Source organism: Streptomyces liangshanensis (assembly GCF_011694815.1).
In the GTDB taxonomy this organism is placed as follows: domain Bacteria; phylum Actinomycetota; class Actinomycetes; order Streptomycetales; family Streptomycetaceae; genus Streptomyces; species Streptomyces liangshanensis.
In genome coordinates, this window is record NZ_CP050177.1 from 5,776,234 (window position 1) to 5,798,884 (window position 22,651).

The 22,651-nt window shown below is 66.5% G+C and carries 17 protein-coding genes; 8 read left to right on the forward strand and 9 right to left on the reverse strand.

Annotated features, from left to right (window positions below):
• Positions 1–23 precede the first annotated feature (23 nt).
• Positions 24–869, forward strand: a complete 846-nt coding sequence (locus HA039_RS25070; RefSeq protein ID WP_167033624.1) for an RraA family protein — start codon at positions 24–26, stop codon at positions 867–869.
• A gap of 12 nt (positions 870–881) precedes the next feature.
• Here the strand turns inward: HA039_RS25070 and HA039_RS25075 are convergent, their stop codons facing one another.
• On the reverse strand, positions 882–1,988 hold the full coding sequence (locus HA039_RS25075; protein ID WP_208298710.1) for a Gfo/Idh/MocA family protein: 1,107 nt from the start codon (positions 1,986–1,988) through the stop codon (positions 882–884).
• Between the two features lie 186 nt (positions 1,989–2,174).
• Between HA039_RS25075 and HA039_RS25080 the strand changes: the two genes are divergently transcribed.
• Positions 2,175–2,747, forward strand: coding sequence for a dihydrofolate reductase family protein (locus HA039_RS25080; RefSeq protein ID WP_167033625.1), 573 nt, complete (start codon positions 2,175–2,177; stop codon positions 2,745–2,747).
• Positions 2,748–3,247: 500 nt separating this feature from the next.
• On the opposite strand, the gene HA039_RS25085 is transcribed toward HA039_RS25080, so the two are convergent.
• The 3 genes from HA039_RS25085 to HA039_RS25095 form a co-directional block, all read right to left on the reverse strand.
• A complete protein-coding gene (locus HA039_RS25085) occupies positions 3,248–3,508 on the reverse strand; it encodes a MerR family transcriptional regulator (protein WP_167033626.1) in 261 nt (86 codons plus the stop codon).
• Positions 3,505–4,248: a hypothetical protein gene (locus HA039_RS25090; RefSeq protein WP_167033627.1), complete on the reverse strand. Its 744-nt coding sequence runs from the start codon at positions 4,246–4,248 to the stop codon at positions 3,505–3,507. The genes HA039_RS25085 and HA039_RS25090 overlap by 4 nt, the downstream gene beginning before the upstream one ends.
• Before the next feature lie 281 nt (positions 4,249–4,529).
• Entirely contained in the window at positions 4,530–4,682 is a 153-nt protein-coding gene (locus HA039_RS25095; RefSeq protein WP_167033628.1) for a hypothetical protein, read from the reverse strand.
• A 259-nt stretch (positions 4,683–4,941) separates the two neighbouring features.
• Between HA039_RS25095 and HA039_RS25100 the strand changes: the two genes are divergently transcribed.
• Positions 4,942–7,689, forward strand: a complete 2,748-nt coding sequence (locus HA039_RS25100; protein ID WP_167033629.1) for an AfsR/SARP family transcriptional regulator — start codon at positions 4,942–4,944, stop codon at positions 7,687–7,689.
• A gap of 36 nt (positions 7,690–7,725) precedes the next feature.
• Here the strand turns inward: HA039_RS25100 and HA039_RS25105 are convergent, their stop codons facing one another.
• The gene (locus HA039_RS25105) at positions 7,726–8,628 is read right to left on the reverse strand and encodes a serine/threonine protein kinase (protein ID WP_167033630.1); all 903 of its coding nucleotides are present in this window, start codon (positions 8,626–8,628) and stop codon (positions 7,726–7,728) included.
• A 357-nt stretch (positions 8,629–8,985) separates the two neighbouring features.
• Here HA039_RS25105 and HA039_RS25110 point away from each other — a divergent pair, with 357 nt between their 5' ends.
• The 4 genes from HA039_RS25110 to HA039_RS25125 are packed head-to-tail and all read left to right on the forward strand — an operon-like array spanning position 8,986 to position 17,746.
• On the forward strand, positions 8,986–10,278 hold the full coding sequence (locus tag HA039_RS25110) for a PD-(D/E)XK nuclease family protein (protein WP_243869734.1): 1,293 nt from the start codon (positions 8,986–8,988) through the stop codon (positions 10,276–10,278).
• Positions 10,275–11,459, forward strand: coding sequence for a pPIWI_RE_Y domain-containing protein (locus HA039_RS25115; protein WP_167033631.1), 1,185 nt, complete (start codon positions 10,275–10,277; stop codon positions 11,457–11,459). The genes HA039_RS25110 and HA039_RS25115 overlap by 4 nt, the downstream gene beginning before the upstream one ends.
• The gene (locus tag HA039_RS25120; protein ID WP_243869736.1) at positions 11,443–14,949 is read left to right on the forward strand and encodes a pPIWI_RE_Z domain-containing protein; all 3,507 of its coding nucleotides are present in this window, start codon (positions 11,443–11,445) and stop codon (positions 14,947–14,949) included. Before HA039_RS25115 ends, HA039_RS25120 begins: the two co-directional genes overlap by 17 nt.
• A 10-nt stretch (positions 14,950–14,959) precedes the next feature.
• On the forward strand, positions 14,960–17,746 hold the full coding sequence (locus tag HA039_RS25125) for a pPIWI_RE module domain-containing protein (protein ID WP_167033632.1): 2,787 nt from the start codon (positions 14,960–14,962) through the stop codon (positions 17,744–17,746).
• Positions 17,747–18,045: 299 nt separating this feature from the next.
• Here the strand turns inward: HA039_RS25125 and glnA are convergent, their stop codons facing one another.
• Positions 18,046–19,455, reverse strand: coding sequence for a type I glutamate--ammonia ligase (gene glnA / locus HA039_RS25130; RefSeq protein ID WP_167033633.1), 1,410 nt, complete (start codon positions 19,453–19,455; stop codon positions 18,046–18,048).
• Positions 19,456–19,678: 223 nt separating this feature from the next.
• Between glnA and HA039_RS25135 the strand changes: the two genes are divergently transcribed.
• Positions 19,679–20,146 (forward strand): RDD family protein, encoded by a 468-nt coding sequence (locus HA039_RS25135; protein WP_167033634.1) that lies wholly within the window; start codon positions 19,679–19,681, stop codon positions 20,144–20,146.
• Positions 20,147–20,246: 100 nt separating this feature from the next.
• Here the strand turns inward: HA039_RS25135 and HA039_RS25140 are convergent, their stop codons facing one another.
• From HA039_RS25140 to lipA, 3 genes are all read right to left on the reverse strand, one after another.
• The gene (locus tag HA039_RS25140; RefSeq protein ID WP_167033635.1) at positions 20,247–20,945 is read right to left on the reverse strand and encodes a DUF4191 domain-containing protein; all 699 of its coding nucleotides are present in this window, start codon (positions 20,943–20,945) and stop codon (positions 20,247–20,249) included.
• A gap of 10 nt (positions 20,946–20,955) precedes the next feature.
• Entirely contained in the window at positions 20,956–21,150 is a 195-nt protein-coding gene (locus HA039_RS25145) for an SCO2195 family GlnR-regulated protein (protein WP_243870254.1), read from the reverse strand.
• Between the two features lie 406 nt (positions 21,151–21,556).
• Positions 21,557–22,525: a lipoyl synthase gene (gene lipA, locus HA039_RS25150; RefSeq protein ID WP_167033636.1), complete on the reverse strand. Its 969-nt coding sequence runs from the start codon at positions 22,523–22,525 to the stop codon at positions 21,557–21,559.
• Between the last annotated feature and the right edge of the window lie 126 nt (positions 22,526–22,651).

Genomic DNA, 22,651 nt, shown 5'->3' on the forward strand with positions numbered 1-22,651 from the left:
AACGGCACGCGAGGATGACAGACATGACAGACGCAGCAGAGAACACAGAAGCCCCCAGCACAACCGCCACGCCCGACAGGTCAGGCACACCGGTGGCAACCGCCCCGACCACCTCGACCGACACAACCGCCCCGACCACCACCCCACTCACCCCCACAGACACCCCCCTCAACGCCCTCCGCAGCCGCTTCGCCGCCCTCACCACGGCCCACCTCGCGGACGCCTGCATCCGCGCCCGTATCCCCGTGCGCTGCGCCCCCACCGCCCTGCGCGCCCTGCAACCCGGCACACGCCTGGCCGGCCGGGTCGTCCCCGCCCGGCACGTCGGCAGCGTCGACGTGTTCCTGGAGGCCTTCGAGGGGGCCGACCCCGGCGACGTACTGGTGGTCGACAACGCCGGCCGGTCCGACGAGGCCTGCGTGGGCGACCTGGTGGCCCTGGAGGCCCGTATCGCCGGACTGGCCGGGATCGTGATCTGGGGCCTGCACCGCGACACCGCCGACCTGCTCGCGATCGGCCTCCCGGTCTTCAGCCTCGGAGCGCTCCCCACCGGCCCGCAACGCCTCGACCCCCGCCCCGAGGACGCCCTGACCTCCGCCACGGTGGGGGAGTGGAGCGTGGGCCGCGACGACCTGGTCGTCGCCGACGAGGACGGCGCCCTCTTCCTGCCCGCCGCCGGCATCGAGGCCCTCCTCACCCTGGCCGAGACGATCCGCGACACGGAACACCGGCAGGCGGACCGGATCCGCGCGGGCGTCTCCCTGCGCTCCCAGGTCGGGTTCGACACGTACCTCGCCGCACGCCGCCTCACCCCCTCCCTCACCTTCCGCGATCACCTGCGCGCGGTGGGCGGAGCGATCGAGGAGTAGACCTCTCGCCCCTCAGCCGGCCCAAGCCTCCCGCTCCGTGGTGACGGCGCGCCCGGTCCGTACGGACTCCTGGATCGCCAGGCTGATCAGATGGTCCTGACACCCTTCGGCGAGGGGGTACGGCTCCGGCCCCTCGCCGCGCACCCACGCGCCCGTACGGCACAACAGGTCGACAACGGCGAGGTCGTCCTCGGACAGCTGCGCCCCGACGTACTCGTTGCGGTACACCACCCGCCCGTCGAAGGAGATGTGGTGCAGCTCCCGCCCCTCCAGATTGAGGTCGGTCCCGGTCAGGCGGCGGACCAGCGGCGATTCCACGGGCGTACGGGGATCGGCCATCCGGATCACCTGATCGTCGACGATCTCGCCCAGCGAGCCGCGTACGACCATGCGCCGGGCGCGCAGCGGGTTCCACCACTGGTTGTCGGTGAAGTCGTACAACCCGGCCCGCCCGCCGCCGAAGTCGAGGAAGGCCAGGCAGGTCTCGGCGTCCCGGGGGGTCAGGTCGTCCGTCCAGCCGTCCCGGGACAGCGGGTCGGCGAGCGGGGCGGTGAAGGCCCGGGCCGTCACGGTGACGGGATCGAAGCCGACCCCCAGCAGGTGCCGGATCAGGGACACCGCGTGGTAGAGGTGGGTGGAGGACAGCTGTACGGAGGTGACGTCGCCGATGACCCCGTCCCGCACCAGCCGGAGCCGCGCCGCGTGCCCCGCCATCAGCGGATACTGCTCCGCGACCTGTACGAGCCCGCTTGCCCCGGTCGCCCGCCACAGGTCGCGCAGGCCGTCGGCGTCAGGGGCGGGGGGCGTCTCGGCGAGGACGGGCACGCCGAGGGCGGCGAGCTCCTTGGTCACGCCGGGGGTGGCGTCCCAAGGCACGGACGGAATGACGAACTCCGGCCGTACGTCAGAGCCTTCTGTCCCCGCCATCAACGCCTCGACGCTGCGATGGACGGGCACCCCCCAGGCGGCCTCCACCTCCGCGGCCCGCTCGGCGGACCGGCTGACCACCCCGACGACCGTCAACCGGCCGGGCAGCGCGCGGGCGAGCCGTACGAAGAACTCGGACCGCCACCCGGTCCCGACCAGCCCGAACCGCACGGGCGCCGCGCTCGCACTCACGTCATTCGCTCCTCGTACCGAGACCGTTTTTGTTCCGCCGCTGAACGATAGACGCAAAGGCACCCGGGCCCCGGCGCGGGCGGAAACTGTTCGAGCGACCGATGAGTTCCCCCAGGACCAACAGTCAGACCCCACAGACCCACAGACCCCACAGACCCACCACTGAACACGTACCAGGAGAACAAGATGCGCACCCTGATCAGCACCGCCTTCGTCTCACTCGACGGCGTCGTGGAGGCCCCGGGCGGCGAGCCCGGCTACCGCAACTCCGGCTGGACCTTCAAGAGCGTGGAGTTCCTCCCCGAGGCGTTCGAGATCAAGGGCCGCGAACAGGAGGAATCCGCCGCGATGCTCCTGGGCCGCACCAGCTACGAGTCGTTCAGCGCGGTCTGGCCCGACATGGAGGAGTTCGCCAGGTACAAGGTGATGCCGAAGTACGTCGTCTCCACCACCCTCACCGACAACGACCTGGTGACGAACTGGGGCGACACCACGATCCTGCGCTCACTGGACGACGTGGCCGCCCTGAAGGAAACCGACGGCGGCCCGATCATCATCCACGGCAGCGCCACCCTCAACCAGGCCCTCTCGGACGCCGGCCTGATCGACCGCTACCACCTGCTGGTCTTCCCCCTCCTGCTCGGCGCCGGCAAGCGCCTGTTCAGCACCACGGACAAGGACACCCAGAACCTCAAGCTCGTAGAACACGAGGCCTACCCCAACGGCCTCCAGAAGAACGTCTTCGACGTGGTCCACTGACAGCGCCGTCGGTCCGGCTGGAGCGGCACAGTAGGTCATTGAACGCACCACGTCCTGGGTTGCCGGTTGCCGGTTGCCGTCGTCTCCACCGCCATTACGAACGCGAACCCGAACACCTCCTAGCCTCCGCCGCCATCGCCACCAGCCTGATCGGCTACCGCTGATTCGCCAACCGAAACGACGTTTCAGGGGCGGTCCCGCATGCCACGCGACAACAAGGCGATGTATGACGCCGCCGACAGCATCAGGCCCTCGCCGCTCTTTGTGAAGAGTGACGAGGGCCTGATCGATCATGGCGAGCCATCGGCCTCGCGAGATCCACGTGTGTCCGGTGCAGCCCGAGCCTGTCGCGTGCCCGGTTCCGGACATGTGCGACCTAGGTCAGGGCGCTGGGGGTGAGAGGCGCCCGCACGTGCTTGAGCGGCGTCCCGTCTCAGTTCTCTGGGAACTGCCGATCGAAGAACTGGGAGGTGTCGGAGACGGCCCTCGCGTACGCATCGTCAACCATCCGATTCCGTGTCGGAGTCCGTTGTGTACACGGGCATTTCCTCGATTCCTAGTGAGCGCATGAGTTCGCAGGTCGCGATTCTGTAGATGCCCCCGACATGCAGGACCCGGCAGGGGAAAGTGTTCTGGTTGATCAGTCGGTACGCCATTGCGGGGGAGATGTTCAGGGCGCGAGCCGCCGTTCGCACGTCCACAGCGGTGGGCAGATTGAACAGGTCGGTGAACGAGAGCGCCCCGCCCTCGACGGACTTCATCGGCGCCTCGTACGGCGCAAGGAAACCGAACGGGTCGGACGCTTGATCGACTTCTTACGGCGGCGACGGATGGCCTTGTGCTGGTGGTCTGCGCCCAACTCCTTCAGCATCTCGGTGGGGACCGAGAACCTGAGGCTCGTTCGAAGGCCGTCCGGGCTGTCGGGGCGGTCGACCGTGATGTCCGTCGTCTCCGGGGCACTGTTGGAGTCCGGCTCCGTATCGGAGCGCAGGCAGTCTCCGTGAGCTACCAGGTTCTCCAGGTAGGAGACCGGCCGTTCCCGCAAGCCTTCTCGAGCGAAACGCCATCCGGCCGCGCGCGCGGCGGTGATGAGAGCGTTCGCCGGCAGAGGTGACTCCGGGTCGACAGATGCCAGACGCTCCAGGAACGCCACCATCATCTCCGATTCGACGTCGGCACGATGGGCACGCAGACGGGTGCTGATCCGGTGGGCGGCTCCGGTGAGGTGGGGAAGTGCCAGCCAGAGCAGCAGCATCTGTGATGAATCGGAGTATTTCCCCTTCTCCTGGGCTGCCCTGACGGCGGACCGCCAGACAGCCGAGGAACGCGCGGGTGTGGTGTTCGGGCCGTGCACCGCCGCGTAGGCCTCGGCGCAGGTCAGCCAGATGTTCCTGTCCCCGGCGATTTCCGGGACCTGAAGCAGTGCCGCGTCGTGTGAACGCGCGTTGCTGAAGTGTCGGCTGATCGCGGCGAATGCGCCGGAGGGTGGGATGGCCGTCATGTGAGGTCCTCTCTCGGATGAAGGACTTTGCATGTACTGGTCAACGGTGAAGTCGATTGACCGGGGTCACGTTCCGGGGCGAGCGGACACCACGGACACACATGTCCTGTGTCTCAGCGTTGTCCTTCTGTGTCGTCCTGAGCTCACGTGCAGGTCGAGAGTGGCGACACCCCTCTGCGGTTGACAGTCCGGGAAAGGGGGACGTCGTGCGGCAACGGCCGTTGCCGCGTTGTGGGCCGGGGCAGCCCGCCTGGGGCTGCCCCGGCCCAGCCGGGCGAGCCTCAGTTGGCCGTCGGCACCTGCGTGTCGGGTGTCGGCGGCTGCTGGGTCTCCGTCATCTGAGGGTCGGTGACGGCCGGCCGTCGGCGGTTGGGTTCGATCGGCGGGGAGGTGCGGTTGCGGCGAGGCTTACTGGTGGCACGGCGGATGGTCATGGTTTTTCCCTTCTGGCTTTCTTCGGCCGTCTCACGGCTTTCGTGAGCGGCTGATGGCCATGGTGCCCGCAGCGCGAGGTGAGTTGCTGGGGCAGAGCTGAGCGGAAGCTGAGTCCGGTCTGAGGGCGCGAAGGGGCATTCGCGTGTGACGCCGCAGCTGAGCTGCGCACACTGGTTGTGGGGTACGCCGCTCAGAGCGTCGAAAAACGGAGGGAGATCCGTGGAAGAGGGGGTCTTAGAAGGCCGTGTCCTGGGGCCGGTGAACGCCAAGGGCCGCGGCGGGACGCTCAGCGGCTCGATGCGTCTGGCGTTGTTCGCCCTGTTGGTAATGGCGGAGGGATACCGGTGTTCGGAAGATCAGATCATCGAGGCGCTGTGGCCTGAGAAGAGGGAAGGAGGTCGTCGTCGCGTCCACCGACTGGTGTCCGACCTTCGGGACGTTTTCGGGAAGGGCGCGGTGATCAACGAGGGGCGGGGCACCTATGTGCTGATCGTCAAGTCGATGAGCCTGGACGTCCTGAGGTTTCGCACAGGAGTGCGGGAGGCTCGCGGCCTTCAAGGACGGAAGCGCTTCGATCGACTCGTGGAGGCGCTCAATGAATGGCCCGCAGGGGCAGAGGCGTTGCACGGGCTCGTCGGCCGCCCCTTCGCCCTCCTCAGGGAGAACCTCATCAACGAACGGATGCACGCCCTGCATGACCTGCTGGAGACGGCCTGGCAAATCCGCGAAATCGAATGGCTCCGCGCTGAAACACAGAAATGGATTCGCGAAGCGCAGGACGACCCGACGATTTTTCGCTTCTACCTGAAGGCTCGATCCGGTGACAAGTCGAGCAGGCAAGAGCTAAAAACAATGATGAGAAAGTGGCGAAAGAACAACGGGGATCCTGACGAGGAGCTCCGGCGGGCAATGGACACTGTTCTCGGAAGGGTATCAGCGGTCCGTCGCTCCTTTGAACCGGTGCCCGACCAGCTGCCCCGGGAAGGGCGGACTCCGCGAGGGCAGGATGATCTTTTAGAGGAAGTCGAATCCCTTGTCAAGGCTCGTCTGGCTTCTGGGCGAGGCGCGTCGATCGCCGTCAGCGGCATGCCTGGTGTGGGTAAGTCAACTGTTCTGCTGAACCTCGCCTGGCGGCTGAGGAGTAAATTCCCCGACGGCGTACTCTACTTCAACATGCGGGGGTTCTCGGGAGCGGATGTCCGGCCGGCGACAACCGAAGAGGTCCTGGACTCCTTTCTCGCCGCGCTGCCGCCCTTCATGTCAAATGGTAGTTGTGAGGCCAAGAGCGGAGCATTTCGGTCCCTCGTGGCTCAACGGGCCATGCTCATCGTGCTGGACGATGTCCGCAATGCCGAGCAGATCCTCCCCCTTCTTCCCGGTACCGGGTTGAGTACGGTTCTCGTCGCCAGCCGGCAGAAGCTCGCGGGCCTGCAATCCCTTCAGGAAGTGGAGTTCCGCACGGTCGAGCCTCCGGAGGAGGCGGCGGCGCTGGAGATTCTCTGGCAGTACGTCCCGGTCTCCGATCGTCGAGGTCATGAGCAGGCTTTCGTTAACCTCGTCCGTTTCTGTGAACGGCTTCCCCTCGCGCTCGTCATCCTGGCCTGGCGTTTGAGGAATCTGCCGGTTCGCGCTGTTTCTCGGTTGGCCCAGGAGATGGAGGACGAATGCAGCAGGCTCGACCATCTGGAGCACCCCTCAGAACGCTCTGTGATGACGGTTCTCCAATGCTCAGCACGGCTTTTGTCCCCTGCGGCACGGCTTCTCCTACGGCGATTGAGCGTCCATCCGGGGCCGACCGTCCGCTGGGAGGCGGTGATGCACCTCAACTCGGGTGAATCGGAGATGAACAGCAGCCGAGCCCTGGAAGAGCTAATTGAGGCCAATCTTGTCGAATGTCAATCAAAAAGGTTCCGCCTCCACGATCTGGTGAGATCCTTTTCCCGTCACCGCATGGAACTGGATCTTTCAGATTCTGTGATCGATTTCGAGAAGAAGACTGTTCTCAATATTCTTGAGTATCAATTGCACTGCATTCGGTCCTGCGACAAGGTACTCAACCCCCGCCGTGTGCTACCGATCGGTGAACCGGAAGGATTTGGCGTGTACGTGCCGGAGAGTCGTGGAGAAGCCATGTCATGCCTCGACGAGGAATATCCGGCGGCGTTGCCCTGTATTGAGCTGGCGCACGAGTGGAAGTCGGAACGCCATATGTGGATGCTGCCGATGGCCCTAGTCGCGTATCAATGGCAAAGGAACCGTCTGTCCGATGCAATGAAGTGGCTCAGGATGGCAGTGGATACCGCAGAAACCTTCGCATCGGCCCCGGACCTGGCCATGGTTCACAGAATGATTGCCGGAACACAGTGGCGCTCCAAGCAGTTCAATCTCGCTGAGAGCACGCTGCGTCGTTCCATCGCGCTGAGCAAAGATGACGAAAGTGCGGCCGGGCGATTGAGTCTTGCGCATTCCTTGCAGGCCTATGGTGTTGCGCTGCGCAAGAAGAATCAGCAGGTTGAGCACACGGTCGGCAACGAAGCAGTTGACGGAGGATCTCTGGGATGTTTCCAGTGGGCTCTCAGTCTTTTTCGTGAACTTTCGGATCGTGCGGGGGAAGCGGCAGCTTTGAATGGATTGGGAACACTTCACCACGACCGCGGCGAGTACGACGACGCGCTGAGAATCTGTGCGGAAGCTCTGCGTGTCGTCGAGTCGACATCGGATCGGGCGGGGTACGCCAACACGCTTTGCACGCTTGCGAAGATCCATGTTTCTCGGGCGGAGCGGGAGGAGGCATTCGATCTCTACCGCAAGTCCGCGGCCGTCTACCAGGGAATTGACGACTGGGCCGGCGAGGACGATGTCCTCTGTCGTTTCGCGGACGCCTTGGTGATGGACGGCCGAATTGCCGAGGCGGAGGCCGCACTCGAACGCGTACTGGCCCTCAGGGAACGTATGGGTACCGCGGACGTCGAGCAAGTCCGTTCCAGGCTGGAAGGGTTACGGTGAGGAACGGAAGGGGCGCGTTGGAGTGTGGCGGTCCGATTACAGGGTGGGTGCGTTCGCCAGATAGTACTGGACGGGGTCTGGACGCAGTGGTTTCGCCGATCGTCGCGAACCGGGCACCGGGATCAGCGGACGCAAGGCGTCGAACACCGCTTTCATCGTGGGCGGGCGCAGATCCTTGTCGCGCTCGACCATGCTCAGGGCCAAAGGGCGAATGCGGGAAGGGATCTGCGCGAGGCGGTCGGCCGGCAGGACAGCGTGCTCTTCAAGTAGCCGTTCCTCGGTACCACCGTACGGCACGCGCATCACCGTCATTTCCAAGAGCATCACGCCCAGGCCGAAGATGTCCGCCTGACCGGTCAGTCCCTTCCCCTTCGGATTCCCGTCGTACTGCTCGGGGGCCATGAAGCCTGGGGTGCCCCGTGAGAAGTGGAACTCTGTTCCCATGGCAATACCCAGGCCCATATCGATCAGGCGGACCCGTCCGTCATGTTCCACGATGACGTTCTCCGGCTTCACATCGCAGTGTACGAGATTGAGGGCGTGCACGCCGTGAAGGATTTCGCACAATTGCCCGATGAGTGCGGCAACGGTCCCTAGATCCTTGACGGGGCGCACGCTCTCCACAAGGCCGGCGAGGGGGACACCGTCCACGTATTCCATGACGATGCACCGCCGTCCCCGATACAGGCCCCGGGCAAAGACATCGGGGATACCGGGAACCGCACTCAGTTCCTCATTCCTGTCTCCCTCTTCGAACAATTCTCTGCCGAGGCTCATGAATCGAGCGTGCGACTCGGAGTGCCAAGGGGGCTGGACCTTGACCGCCATTCTCCTGCCACTGGCGCGTTCGATCGCGACGAAGAGCAGTCCCTGACCACCGCGCCCGATCTCACCCTGGACGTTATAGCGGGTCTCGATGTCCATCAGTTCCTCAATCACACCTGTCTCCTTCCGGTCGCCATGCTCGGCGGCCTTCGACCTCTTGATAGAGCACAGACCACATCTTGGATGATCGGAGTGACGATGATTGACTCATGGTTTCCCCCTGACGGTGTGCAGTGCACCTCTGACGTCATCACAGTTGCGGCCAGCATGTTCAAGGCGAGGGAGTTCCGCTGTCCGGCCGCTGACGCGCTCAAGGCGCGGGGCTGTCGTCCGGCCCAACTCGGTTCACACCGTCGGGAACTGCTACAGCATTTCCCCCTGGGCCCGTTCATGGCCGCGTGCGACGGGCACGCCGGCTTGCCTTCTACGCCCCCAGGACGTCCGTCCCCGCCGCTCCACGAAGGGCTGCGCGTGTGGACCGAACACGCAGTCGCTGCCTACCGCGCCGCCTTCGCCGACGACGCCGACCGCACGCTTGGCGACGACGCGTCGCCGTGGGTCTACCGGCATCGCCCGACCACGAGGGATCAGCGCGGAGCGCGTGAGTACCGCCTCACTGTGTGGGGGAGGCGGCTGCGGTCGGCCGACGGCAGTGTGTGTGAACTACGTTTGCCGGTAAACCGCTTACATAGTGAGCCCCCGCCTGCCGCCTTCGTCGCTGTCGCCGCTCTGGTGCTGGCCGAAGGGGTTCGGGAGCCTCTGCCCGAGCGCGTGCGGATCATCGAGTTCGCGCTGCTCGACGGGCGTACGCGAGTCCTCGCCGACGATACGAGGGACGAAGCACTCGCCCGGTATCGGGAGCACGGACCGGCCGCGCTCACCGCCGTCCTCGACACCCATGAGTACCGACCGGGTCCGGTCTGTGTCGACTGCCCGTTCCTCGCATCCTGCCCTGCGGTGCGCAAGTCGACAGGCCTTCTCGGCGTCGCGAGCGAGGGCCGGCCGCGCCGTACCTGGTCCGTCACCAACGGCCGCAACTACCGGGACTGTCCTGCGCGCGACCACATGCGACGCCTCCACCTGCCAGCGGCGGACTCCATCGAACGGGGGAGCGCGGCCGAACGAGGACGGGCCATCCACACCTACCTCGCCGATCGCCACGGGCGTGGCGACGCACGTCCTTGCACGGTGGACGTCCCAGCGCACTGGGTGCCGGAGGGCTACGACCTACCGGCGTCCGAACGCGATCTCGGTGCCACACTTCTCCGCCGCCACGCCGCCGTTTGCCCCCTCCAACGCATCGGCGACATGACGGACGTCAGGGTCGAGCCCCGAGTGGTCCGACACGACACCGCCGCGGACATCCTGGTCCTGGCCGTACCTGACCTGCTTTACCGGGACAACGCATCGTGGGTCTGGCGCGAGACCAAGACCACGGCCACCACGCCGTGGGCCGGGCGGCCGTTGTTGGAACGATATCCGCAACTGGCGCTTGCTGTGATGCTGCTGGCACGGGGCGACCTGGGAGGAGAGCCGCGGCGGGCACGGGTCGAACTGGAGGTGCTGCGGCCCGATGGCGCGGATCTTGAGATCATCGATCCGTTCGCGCCCGCCACCCGCGCCTCTGCGGGGCGAATCATCACCGCACTGGTGGCCGGGTGGTCCGGGGACGATCACTACGCTCCCACCCCAGGACGCGCGTGCCGGCGTTGCGAAGTGGCGCAGTGGTGCACCTCGGCGGCTTCCCTGGAAGTGACCGAGTGACCGGCACGCCGGGCCGTCGCCGGACTCGCCGCACCGACGCCAGGCTGGACGTCGAGGGTGGTGTCGCGCTGTTCGCCGAACTCGCGTCGGTCATCTACTCGTTGACCGAACTTCGCAACTTGCGATCCTTCACACTGCCCTATCCGGCCATCTCCCAATTTGCCTTCGACCGCACCGTTCTGCGGTGTCTGCAACTTGGCCAGCAACCCCCGCGGAGCATTGCCGAACTGCTGGAATGGTGCCGCCACAGGTCTGCTGACAGCCCGCTGTTCGGCGTGCCCTCCGATCTCGTTACACCGGATGCGACGCTCGTGCACCCGGTCGGGTTGATGCCAACCCGCACGTGTCTCGAAGTCGCCTCCTACGAGAGGGAGGACGGTCCGGAGAGGGAGGCACTTGCTCTCCTTGACGAGCTTGCCACCCGGTGCGGTTCGACGGACAGGTACCGCGCCTGCCGGAGTTTCCTCCAGCGCCATCCGATGGTAAGCGGAGGAGCGCGGTACGAGACAGGGTGGAACAGAAACGTCTGGACTCGGGTCAAGACCTTGTACGAGCCGGTCCCGGAGTCCTTCCTGGCAGGCGGATACCTACTGCGCTGCCCGGCTTGCGGGCTGCCGGCCCTCCTTGGTGACCGGAGAGTTCCCGATCAGGGGCCGCCCTTCAGCGGCGACGACACCTGGTGCGAAGGGGAGACCTGCCGGAGCCCCCAGCCATTCGAAGTGATCCACGAACCGGAGAAGACCTGGATTCTCCGGCGATCCTTGCGCACCTTCCTCGCCCTGCCACATCGAGTGGAGGAGAGTGCTCTCGCCGAGCTTGACCGAGCGGGCATCGAATGCACACTCCTGACGGACGACCTCGCCGCCTACCGGCTGAGCGGAGCGGGCCCTGGAACCCGAATTCTTCAGTTCCGTAACCGGATACAGCCCGCGCTACTGGCAGCCGGTACGGGCCGGTGCGCCGAATCCCTTGCCGCAGATCTGACGGTCGTGGCGGTTCCGAGGCGTTTTGCGGAATGCGGCCAATACCGTGCCGCGTTCTTCGCGGCCTTACCGAGGCACGTCGTACAGCAGGTGAGACTGACCCATCCCCACGACATCGCGCGCTGTGTCCGCGCTCCCCTCGCCGGCAGTTCGCCCCAAGGGCCGACAACAGGAAAGGCTGATGGCGACGATGCGTAGCCTCACACCACCCCTACAGGACATTGTCGGCGAGCTCGCCGCGCACCTCGGCCTCAAGACAGCCCGGACGAAACTGGAAGGCCTATGCCAGGTCGAGCTCGGCCTTCATCTGCAGAGCAAGCTGATGCCGGGTACTCCCGCGGCCCACGCCTGGGTGCTGTTCAGCGGGTACGGGTTCGCCGAGGCGTACGGTGTGCGGCTTCCGCCGGACGGGGAGAAGATGCTGCGAGTCGCGCGCTACTCGCTGTGGACTCTCCGGCGCGGACGCGCATGGCGGGAGGCGCTTGAGGAGTATCAGCGCTACGCTCCCCTGCTGCGCGGTTTCGACGTACAGGATTCCGGGCGCGCCGCCACCCGCCAAGAGATCTCCGTCGCCGCCTCCCGCTGGCGGTGTTACGACCGGTTGCTGCGGGTGGCGCCGCCGCTCGCCGGCCGACCTCGTCCCGTTGCCCAGCACGGCCCGCACGGTTTCCCCATCAGCCGGTCCATGGCCGTGGTCGACCTGCCCGAGGTCGCCGCCGGACCCTTGACGGCCCACGACGTCGACATGCTTCCGGCGGGCGACGGGGCACCGCTGCGCTTTCGCATGAGAGACCTGGAGCGCACTGCCGCCGAAATGGACTCCCTGCACAGGGAAGAGGATCCGCAGCGAAGGCCGCGATGGCTCAAGCGGTTGAAGGACTTCACCATGTCTGTGAGGAAGGACGACTCCTTCGCCCCCTCCCGTGAGTTCACCGTGGACGGGGTCCAACATCTGCTCGGCATCGTCGGCGCCGGCAAGAGCACTCTGCGGGATGTCATCGCAGTGCATCTGGCGAAGCGAGGGCTGCGCACGACAGTTGTCGTGTCGGATGTACCCGATGTCCTCAAACTGGTCCAGATGTACAACCTCTACACCCAGGGCGCAGCCGCACCAGTCATCGGTTCCTCTAACCGAGAGCAGCACGCACAACGCCTGCACCGCCGTCTGGCCGGACGCGGCGAACACCGACTCCTTGCCCACGACGATCCGTCCTTCGCGTTTCTCGGGACATCGTGCGTACTGAACCTGCACCGGCGCAGCGGCCCGGTGGCCGAGCCCCTCGCCTTCGGAGAAGCGCCGTGCTCCCGTCTGCGTAAGCCCGCCGATCCGAAGCCCCGCAGCGCCCGCACTCCCGAGTGGCAGAGGGATTTGCTGAGTTGTCCGTACTGGTCGGTTTGCCCGCGGCATCACGGCTCCCGTGCTTTGGTCCGGGCCGCGATCTGGGTGGCGACGCCGGCGGGGCTTGTCGACGCTTCGCCGCCGCAGGCGCAGAACGCCCAGCGCATCCGCTACCTGGAACTGGCCTGCCGGCGCAGCGACCTGGTGATCATCGATGAGGCCGACCGGGTGCAGATGCAACTGGACACGGTCTTCGCCCCCGCCGTGCTCCTCGCCGGTGACGAGGAGCGGGGCTTCATCGATGTGCTGAGCAGGCACAAGATCCGCGAGCTTGCCGCGAGCGGACGTACCCAGCTCTCCGAGCGTGATGTGGAGAACTTCACCGCCGCCCTCAATACCGCCGGCACAGCCACTGACCGGCTGTACGCCATGCTGGTCGCCAGCGACAAGTTGCGCGAGTGGGTCAGGGTCGGGTACTTCAGTGCCTGGACACTCCAACTCGGTCTGCTCGATGAACGCTACCCGGTGCCCGAGGAGGGCACTTCGGCAGTGCCGTTGCACGCGGAAAGGGAAGCACTGGGCAAGCTCCTCGACGCCTTCCGCGACAATCCGCTCGGCGACCGTCCCCGGGCGGCGGAAGTCGAGTTCGGTCGGCTCACTGCTCTGCTTTATGAAATCCTTCACACGGGAAACCCGGATGCGACACGGCAGATCCTGGCGGAGGCAGTGACGGACATCTTCCGCATCGACGAGAAGTTCCTCGCGGGGAAACAAGAGGAATACGAACGCGAGCGGGTGAAATGGGAGTGCAAGAAGGAGAAGCGGCAACGGGGGAAGAAGAGCGGTAGCGCAAAGGCTCCGGATCCTCCGGAGACTCCCGATGAGTGGTACAAGGAGCTCGTCAAGCGGTTCGAATTCACCCTGCTGCTGAGCGCACTAGAACCTCGGCTGGCGATGATCAACGCCATGTGGCCCAGGGTTCAGTCTGCGCTCTCTCTCGGTTACAACGAGATGTACCGTCGCCCGCTCGACTACGGCCCCATGGTGCCCGAAGCCCCGATGGGTAATGTGCTCGGATTTCAGTTCCGTGTGCATGGAAAGGATGAAGGGGGCGTCAGGAGCGGAGAGCTGACGTTCTTCCGATGCAGCGGCGTCGGCCGTGAATTACTTCGCGCCCTGCCTCACCTGGCATCGGTCGACGCGCGCCCCGGTGCCCACCTCCTGCTCATGTCCGGAAGCAGCTGGGCCGGGAAGTCCAGTCGCTACCATCTCCGCGAGCCGGTGGGCGTGATCATCGAACCGCCGGCCCGGTTGACCGAACGCATTGCTGAGGAAAGCACCATGCGTTTCGAGTTCATCGACGACGGGGACGAGAGACTGCGCATTTCCGGTAGCGATGTTGAGGAACGCCCCGAAAAGATGCGACGCATTGCCAGTTGGCTGGGGGCGGGGGTCAACGAAGCAGAGGATGGCGGTCCTCTCGAACGGGAACTGCTCGATCTGCCGCCAGGGCGTGACCAGATCCTGCTGCTGGTCGGCAGCTACGTAGAGGCTCGGCTTGTGGCGGACACCCTGCACAATCTCAATTCCCGTTGGCGAGACCGGGTTCTCTGCCTCATCTCCGACGACGAGGAGATCGATGAGGACGACCTGGCCCCTTCCGCGTACCGGGCACGCTCGCTGCGGAGAGGCGATGTAGAGCATCTCAAGGATGCCCGGGCGGACGTTTTGGTGGCCCCCCTGCTTGCCGTGGAAAGAGGGCACAACATCCTCAACGAAGATGCCGAGGCGGCCATCGGCACAGTCTACTTTCTCGCCCGGCCGAATCCCCACCCCGATGACCTCTCTCTGGCGGTACACGCGGTCAACGACTGGATCGTGCGCGCGCTCGACAACGGCGACTTCGCGTCCTGGGTGCGCAAGGGCAGCACTGTCGAGGAAGGGGCGGAAGAGGTCCGCAGCATGGCGCGGTCACGCTGGCACGAGTTGCTTCAGCGGCCCATGGCGTGGAGTCGCCTCGGCGACGACCGCGAACAAGTGACCTGGGACATGCTGGTGTTGATGTGGCAGGTCATCGGCCGATTGGTACGCGGTGGTGTGCCGGCGCGTGTCGTCTTCGTCGATGCGGCCTTCGCACCCCACCGGGCGTCGAATCCGCCCCGTCCGGACACCCCACGGTCCAGTCTGTTGCACAGCGTCCTGGACGTACTCGACCCCTACCTGGTGAACGACAACGAACCTGCCGACCATCGTTTCATCGTCCGGGCCCTGTACGAGCCGCTGTGGCGGATGCTCAGCCGCTGCCTCGCACAGCCGCCGTCCGCGCCTGACGACTTTCGTACCACTTAGAGGAGGGCCCGTGTACCACACTGTTCGATGCCTTGCCTACGAGCCCGATCCGGACCGTGGACCGTGGATGGAGCACCTTCAGGTGCTCCGCCTGGGTGAGGATCTGCACAACGAGCTCACTCGACGCTCCGAGGAGGCCAACGCAACCGGTGATCGACCCGGCCGCTTGCCTGTCACCAGGCTGAACAGCCTTCTACAGGCACTCGCGCCGGGCACGGTGGCCACCGCACGACATGCCGGAAGCGATGGCAGGCTGCCCTGGCTCTATGCCCGCGAAGCTGTGCCCGTAGATGTTCTCGCACCTGTCATCGGTACCTGGGCGAGCGGGTTGCTCGTCGGCGGCGAAGGCGATGACGACGACGATCTGGAAGAGACACTCCTAACTGAGGGGAGCGCCTCGGGCCCAAGACTCCCGGCATGGGAGAACACGACCATCGACCTCACCGAGACGCTGATCTCCGGCGGGGGGACTGCCGAGCCCGAACAGCGTCTTTACAGTCTTCTGCCTGAGCAGATCGCCTTTCGCCTGGCAGAGCACCCCCTCCGAATCCGTGGAACGATCCTTCGGTTCCGCGTCGTGAGCTCGGCTTCAGGGACGGATCTCATTTCCTGGCCCCCTCAGCGATACGAGCGCGGAAGGCAGACCTGGTACTACTCGGCACGTCTCAACATCACCGTCCACACGGTTCCGTTCGCACCGCGGTTCCGGGTGCACATCTCCGCGGGGCTTCGACGATGGGCCACCCGGCTCGACATCCGACCCCGGGAACTCGACGGGTCGACGGTGCTGCTCGACGTACCGATTCCATGGCCGGACAGCGCGGACCACAGGCGTCGGCTCATGACCAACACACTCGGATACGACCGTAGGAAGCGTGAGATCGCATGGCGGCGGCGCAGCGCCGCGCCCTTGCTTCCTGAGCTGGACATCCTCCGCCACTACCCGGACGCTGCTGAGCTGTTCGCCTCGCCAGAGAAGTGGATCACAGGACGTGGAGAGGTCGCGGCAGGCATTGTGTACCACCCGTCCCTGGGGCCTCATGAGGTGGGCGCCGGACTCATGCCGGGGGAGCGAGCGACGCTTGACGCCTGGATCGAGGACGGTCTGCGGCCAGTACTCCGCCGAGTGGACGACCTTAGGCGAGTCACCAGACGTAACACACCGACACTGCTGCCGCGTACCGTGAAGAAGGATGAACCGGACACCAGGGAGGCACGAAAGTCACTGGCGCGCCGGACGGCGCTGGCAGTTGCTCTGAGCGGTCAGTCGCTTGACGTCGAAGTGGTCTGGCAGTCCCCCGAAACACGGGACGCCTTGCTCGCCGAACTTCCGAGACTCATCGGTCTTCCACCGGGGAGCAATACGGATCGGGAGAAGAAGGTCTGGCGGTGGCGACACGAAGGGATCGACATCACGGTCCGGACGCGTCCGGCTGGGCCGCTCGTGGCCGCCCTGACTGTTGCCCAGGATCGTGGCCGTCGTCGTTCGGTCAGGCTTGCCGAGGCAGTCGAGGAGAGGTGCGCGCTTGTCTTGAGCGAGGTCGGCCCACCGTGGGAGGGCATCGGCCTCGTCATCGCCGAGATCGCGGACAAGGGACGGTTCAGCGCCGTTCCGGATTCGGATCCCAAGAACGCGCTCCGCCTCGCATGGGCACGGCAGGGGCGTCCGAGCCAGTTCATCAACCTGCCCCAGGAGGACACAGCGGCTGTGGAGCACCGCGCCCGGTCGACGTGGCTCGACGCCTTCCGGCAACTGGGCGCCGTCAGCCCCCCCGCCCACCGAGTGGGTGCCGGAATCCCGAGTGATCTCCAATACGTGGCGCTGTGGATGGTGCGCTACACGAGGAAGGGGCCGACGCGGTGTCCCGTACGGCGTCTGATCGCTGTGCGGGTTCGTCCTGGTGGCGGCGGGCTCGGCGATGTCGATGGCTGGGATGCGGAGCGAGCCGAGTGGGTGCCGTACCGGCAGCTGCTTCTCCAACTGGCCGATTCCGCGAAACCGGAGGAGAGTTCCGCCCCGGGCAACCGCCTGAGGCAGCCTGCCGGTTCGGCGTCCGACAGTGCTCGCGCTGCCGGGCGGAGCGCTCGATGGCAGGCCCAGACCGAGCGGCAGATCCGTGAGCTGCTCTTTCAGCTGCGTGAGCGGCCGACCTTGCTGTTGGTCAGCGCTGGAAACTTGCGCCAGCACTGGCCCTACTTGCGCAACGGTGCCTTGGTCCGTGACTGCCTGGCATTCGGCACGGAGCCGCAACAACGCCACTCCCTCTACGGGGAGGAGCTTCGTGTCGTGGTGCTCCGCGATGCGAACGGCCGGAACGAAGTCGCCGAGTGGTACGCACACGACGGCAAGGGAAAGGTTGGCTTCGCGGAGGGGGTCTGGGGGACGTCCGACCTTGAGGGCCGAGTCTTCTCGAGTATTACCAGCACACCGCACACGGCGGCGAACCTGCCGAGGGGACTCATGAAACTGGTTCCCGCGGAGGGGTCCCGCACAGCCCCGGGCAAGACTGCCTGGAACCCGACACAACTCGAAGTGACTGTCCTGGGCTGCCGGTCCCCTCATTCCGAGGAGTGCGGGAACGGAAGCTGCGAGAGCGTCGACAACGCTGCCGAATGGGCGACGCTGACACATCAGTTGCGTTATCACGACGACTACCAGCCGCTCTCCCGACCGCTTCCGCTGCATCTGGCGCGACTGGCCGGCGAGTACGTACTTCCTCTCGCCACAGGTGGAGAACCGGCCAAGGCAGGTGACGGATTGGTACGGACCGCGATGGAGGAGCTGGAAACGACATGAGCTTGAGACGGTGCCACGAAGGGGGCGGCCCGGCGGTCGTGTCAGCGCCTCGCGGCCGCGGCGTGTTATGCCCCGACCGGCGCCCGTGCCGCCAGGACGCCGACCGATGGTGCCTCAGGTTCAATGCGGCCCCAGGGTTCCGCGCGGGATTCTGGTGACCAACCGGGGGAGCGAAACCGGCCCCGCCGCTCTCTGAGGCAGAGAGGGGCGGGGCCGGATCACGCGAGCCCATAGCCGGGTCATCTTGTCACCAAGAAGTCCCGGTTCCGGAGATCTCCGCTGGCGGCCGGTTCCCGGTTCTAGATGTCGAAGTACAGCTCGAACTCGTGGGGGTGGGGGCGGAGCTGGATCGGGGCGATTTCCTTGGTGCGCTTGTAGTCGATCCACGTCTCGATCAGGTCCGACGTGAAGACGCCGCCCGCCTGGAGGTACTCGTTGTCCGCCTCCAGGGCGTCCAGTACCGCCGGGAGGGACGTGGGGACCTGGGCGACGCCCGCGTGCTCCTCCGGGGCCAGTTCGTACAGGTCCTTGTCGATCGGCTCGGCCGGCTCGATCTTGTTCTTGACGCCGTCGAGGCCCGCGAGGAGGAGGGCCGAGAACGCCAGGTACGGGTTCGAGGACGGGTCCGGGGCGCGGAACTCGACGCGCTTGGCCTTCGGGTTCGAGCCCGTGATCGGGATGCGCATCGCGGCGGAGCGGTTGCGCTGCGAGTAGACCAGGTTGACCGGGGCCTCGAAGCCGGGGACCAGGCGGTGGTACGAGTTCACCGTCGGGTTCGTGAACGCCAGCAGCGACGGGGCGTGCTTGAGGATGCCGCCGATGTAGTAGCGGGCGGTGTCCGACAGGCCCGCGTAGCCCTGCTCGTCGTAGAACAGCGGCGTGCCGCCCTGCCACAGGGACTGGTGGACGTGCATGCCGGACCCGTTGTCACCGAAGATCGGCTTGGGCATGAAGGTCGCGGTCTTGCCGTTGCGCCACGCGACGTTCTTCACGATGTACTTGAAGAGCATCAGGTCGTCGGCCGCGGCGAGCAGCGTGTTGAACTTGTAGTTGATCTCCGCCTGGCCGGCGGTGCCCACCTCGTGGTGCTGGCGCTCGACCTGGAGGCCCGAGGCCTCCAGCTCCAGGGAGATCTCCGCGCGCAGGTCGGCGAAGTGGTCGACCGGCGGGGCCGGGAAGTAACCACCCTTGTAGCGGACCTTGTAGCCGCGGTTGTCCTCCGTGGAACCGGTGTTCCAGGCGCCGGCCTCGGAGTCGATGTGGTAGAAGCTCTCGTTCGACGTGGTGTTGAAGCGCACGCTGTCGAAGACGTAGAACTCGGCCTCGGGGCCGAAGTACGCGGTGTCCGCGATGCCGGTCGACGCGAGGTAGGCCTCGGCCTTCTTGGCGATGTTGCGCGGGTCGCGGCTGTACTGCTCGCCCGTGATCGGGTCGTGGATGAAGAAGTTGATGTTCACCGTCTTGTCACGGCGGAACGGGTCGACCCGGGCCGTGGACAGGTCCGCGCGCAGCGCCATGTCCGACTCGTGGATGGCCTGGAAGCCGCGGATCGACGAACCGTCGAAGGCGAGCTCCTCGGCGGGGTCGAACGCCCGTGCCGGGATCGTGAAGTGCTGCATCACGCCAGGCAGGTCGCAGAAGCGGACGTCGACAAACTTGACGTCGTTGTCCGCGATGTACTTCTTTGCCTCGTCGGCGTTCTGGAACATCCAGCTCCTCCTCCTCCCGACCCGAGGAGGGGCGGGGGTTTGTCGCTCGGTGGTGCGGCCAGTGCGGTGGCACACGCTGGTCCCGACCATAGGTTTCCGGGATTTCTCCGGCGTGACCCATTTGTTTCGTAGAAGTTAACCAGGCCCGGTGCGTACGGGGGCGGCGGGCGGCTCCCCGACCCCCGTCAAGAGGGGGTAAATCCCCGCCCAGTACCGTGGACGGGTGGACAACAGGCAAGTAATCGGATCCTGGCTCTCCGGACCCCGCGCCGCCGCCGAGAACATGGGTGTCGACTTCGGCTACCGGGGCGAGCGGCTCGGCCTGCCGGAGCACGGCCCGGGGTCCGTCGCCCCGCTCGGCCGCCGGTTCGGCGCGATCTTCGTCGACTGGGCGCTGTGCATGCTGATCGCATACGGGCTGCTCGCGGGCGGTAACTGGCCGAAGGCCGGCAACTGGGCGCTCGGCGTCCTCCTGGTCCTCAGCCTCCTCACCGTCGGCACGGTCGGCTTCACGCCCGGGAAGCGCCTCTTCCGCCTCCGTGTCGTCTCCGAGCGCGGTGGCCGCCTGTCCCTTCCCCGCGCCCTCGTCCGCTCCGTACTGCTCTGCCTCGCCGTCCCCGCCCTCGTCTGGGACCGGGACGGCCGCGGCTTCCACGACCGCCTCTCCGGCGCCGTACAGGTGCGGATGTAGGGACAGCAGGGACGTACAGAACCGCGATACGGCTGGAGGGCGGCCCGGGAGATCCCGGGCCGCCCTCCAGCCGTATCGCTCGGCATCACCGCGAGAGCGCTCAGCGCATCTTTCCGCCCCGCGGCATCCGCATGCCCTTCGGCATCGGACCCTTCGGCAGCGGCATGTTGCTCATCAGGTCGCCCAGCGCCCGCAGCCGGTCGTTCGTCGACGTCACCTGCGGCCCCGCCAGGACCCGCGGCAGCTTGAGGAGCGTCGTCCGCACCTTCTTCAGAGGCACCTGCCCCTCGCCGTCACCGACGATGATGTCGTGCACCGGCACGTCCACCACGATCCGCGCCATCCGCTTCTTCTCGGCGGCCAGCAGGCTCTTCAGCCGGTTCGGGTTGCCCTCGGCCACCAGCACGATGCCGGCCTTGCCGACCGCCCGGTGCACCACGTCCTGGTTGCGGTTCATCGCGACCGCCGGGGTCGTCGTCCATCCGCGCCCGACGTTCTCCAGCACCGCGGCCGCCGCCCCGGGCTGGCCCTCCATCTGACCGAAGGCCGCCCGCTCGGCACGGCGGCCGAAGACGATCGCCATCGCGAGGAACGCCAGGATGAAGCCCAGGATGCCCAGGTAGATGGGGTGGTCGATCAAGAAGCCGACCGCGAGGAAGACACCGAAGGTGACGATCCCCACACCCGCGACGACAAGACCGACCTTCGAGTCGGCCCGCCGGGTCATCTTGTAGGTAAGGGCGATCTGTTTCAGTCGCCCGGTGTTCGCAGCAGAGTCTGCGTTTTCCTTCGCCGCCATGTACGGGAGTTTACGTGGCCCGGGAAGTGCGGTCCGACACCGCCTCCAGCACATGCTGTGCCTCGACCCGGTCCCTGGCCCTGCGGCGGTCCTCCTGGACGGCCGTCCAGGCGTTACGGCGGGCCGTGCGCTGCCCGCCGCTCAGCAGGAGGGACTCCACGACGCGCAGCGCGGTGCCCACCGACGGGAGGGCGACGGCGGGCAGGCCGGCGCTGGGGCGGATCACTGTCGGCCCGGTGCCCGCACCGGATCCGGTGACGGGCCTTATGTGCGTGACCTGCATGGTGGCATTCCCCCTGGAGCGAGCCTGGAACCTGGAGCGGCGTCGAGCGGCGTGGAGCATGTCCGTGGCGCGTAGTGCCAGCGTCACCGACTGGTGTTACCAGGGCGTGACCGACCGGTCAAACGCCCATGAAGCCTGGGTACGGGGCCGGTGTACGCCCCCGTCGGCGGCCCGGGACGCGGACGCGGCCCGCACGCCGCCCCCGACCTGCGGGGAGGGTACGGACCGCGTTCCGCCGGGCTTCCGCCGGCGCGCTACCCGGAGGTAATCGCTTGTGCCCGGACTCACACCGCGGCGCCCGTGATCGGGCGGGCCCGCGGTGCCCGGATCACACCGCGGCCTGGCTGCCCACGACCGCGCCGCGCCGGTCCATCGCCTGCTGGTACAGCCGGCCCGCGCGGTACGACGAACGCACCAGCGGCCCCGACATGACACCGGAGAAACCGATGGCCTCGGCCTCGTCCTTCAGCTCCACGAACTCGTGCGGCTTCACCCAGCGCTCGACCGGGTGGTGCCGTACCGAAGGACGCAGGTACTGCGTGATCGTGATCAGCTCGCACCCCGCCGCGTGCAGGTCCCGCAGCGCCTCGCTGACCTCCGCGCGCTCCTCGCCCATGCCCAGGATCAGGTTGGACTTGGTGACGAGACCGGCCTCGCGGGCCCGCGTGATCACGTCGAGGGAGCGCTCGTACCGGAAGCCGGGGCGGATCCGCTTGAAGATCCGCGGCACCGTCTCGACGTTGTGCGCGAGCACCTCGGGGCGGGACGAGAAGACCTCGGCCAGCTGCGCGGGCTCGGCGTTGAAGTCGGGGATGAGCAGCTCGACCTTCGTGCCGCCGGCCTCGCGGGCCGCCGTCATCGCGTGGATCTGGCGCACGGTCTCCGCGTACAGCCACGCGCCGCCGTCCTCCAGGTCGTCGCGCGCGACGCCGGTGATCGTGGCGTAGTTCAGGTCCATCGTGACGACGGACTCACCCACGCGGCGCGGCTCGTCACGGTCCAGCGCCTGCGGCTTGCCCGTGTCGATCTGGCAGAAGTCGCAACGCCGCGTGCACTGGTCACCGCCGATGAGGAAGGTCGCCTCGCGGTCCTCCCAGCACTCGTAGATGTTGGGACAGCCCGCTTCCTGGCAGACGGTGTGCAGGCCCTCGGACTTCACGAGGCTCTGCATCTTGGTGTACTCGGGCCCCATCTTCGCCCGGGTCTTGATCCACTCGGGCTTGCGCTCGATGGGAGTCTGGCTGTTCCGGACCTCCAGACGCAGCATCTTGCGTCCGTCGGGTGCGACAGCGGACACGTCCGGCACCTCTCTCTGCTGGCGCGGCATTCGATTCTTCGGCGAACACCAGGTTACGCCCGTTGTTTGCGCGGCATTACGTCTGGCCAACCCGGGGCCGTGGGGGCGCATTCCCCCGTACGGCCC

Bases quoted from the DNA above. Each gene is read 5' to 3' on its own strand.
- HA039_RS25070 (WP_167033624.1), top strand. From the start codon at position 24: ATGACAGACGCAGCAGAGAACACAGAAGCCCCCAGCACAACCGCCACG.
- HA039_RS25080 (WP_167033625.1), top strand. From the start codon at position 2,175: ATGCGCACCCTGATCAGCACCGCCTTCGTCTCACTCGACGGCGTCGTG.
- HA039_RS25085 (WP_167033626.1), bottom strand. From the start codon at position 3,508: ATGAAGTCCGTCGAGGGCGGGGCGCTCTCGTTCACCGACCTGTTCAAT.
- HA039_RS25090 (WP_167033627.1), bottom strand. From the start codon at position 4,248: ATGACGGCCATCCCACCCTCCGGCGCATTCGCCGCGATCAGCCGACAC.
- HA039_RS25095 (WP_167033628.1), bottom strand. From the start codon at position 4,682: ATGACCATCCGCCGTGCCACCAGTAAGCCTCGCCGCAACCGCACCTCC.
- HA039_RS25120 (WP_243869736.1), top strand. From the start codon at position 11,443: ATGGCGACGATGCGTAGCCTCACACCACCCCTACAGGACATTGTCGGC.
- glnA (WP_167033633.1), bottom strand. From the start codon at position 19,455: ATGTTCCAGAACGCCGACGAGGCAAAGAAGTACATCGCGGACAACGAC.
- HA039_RS25140 (WP_167033635.1), bottom strand. From the start codon at position 20,945: ATGGCGGCGAAGGAAAACGCAGACTCTGCTGCGAACACCGGGCGACTG.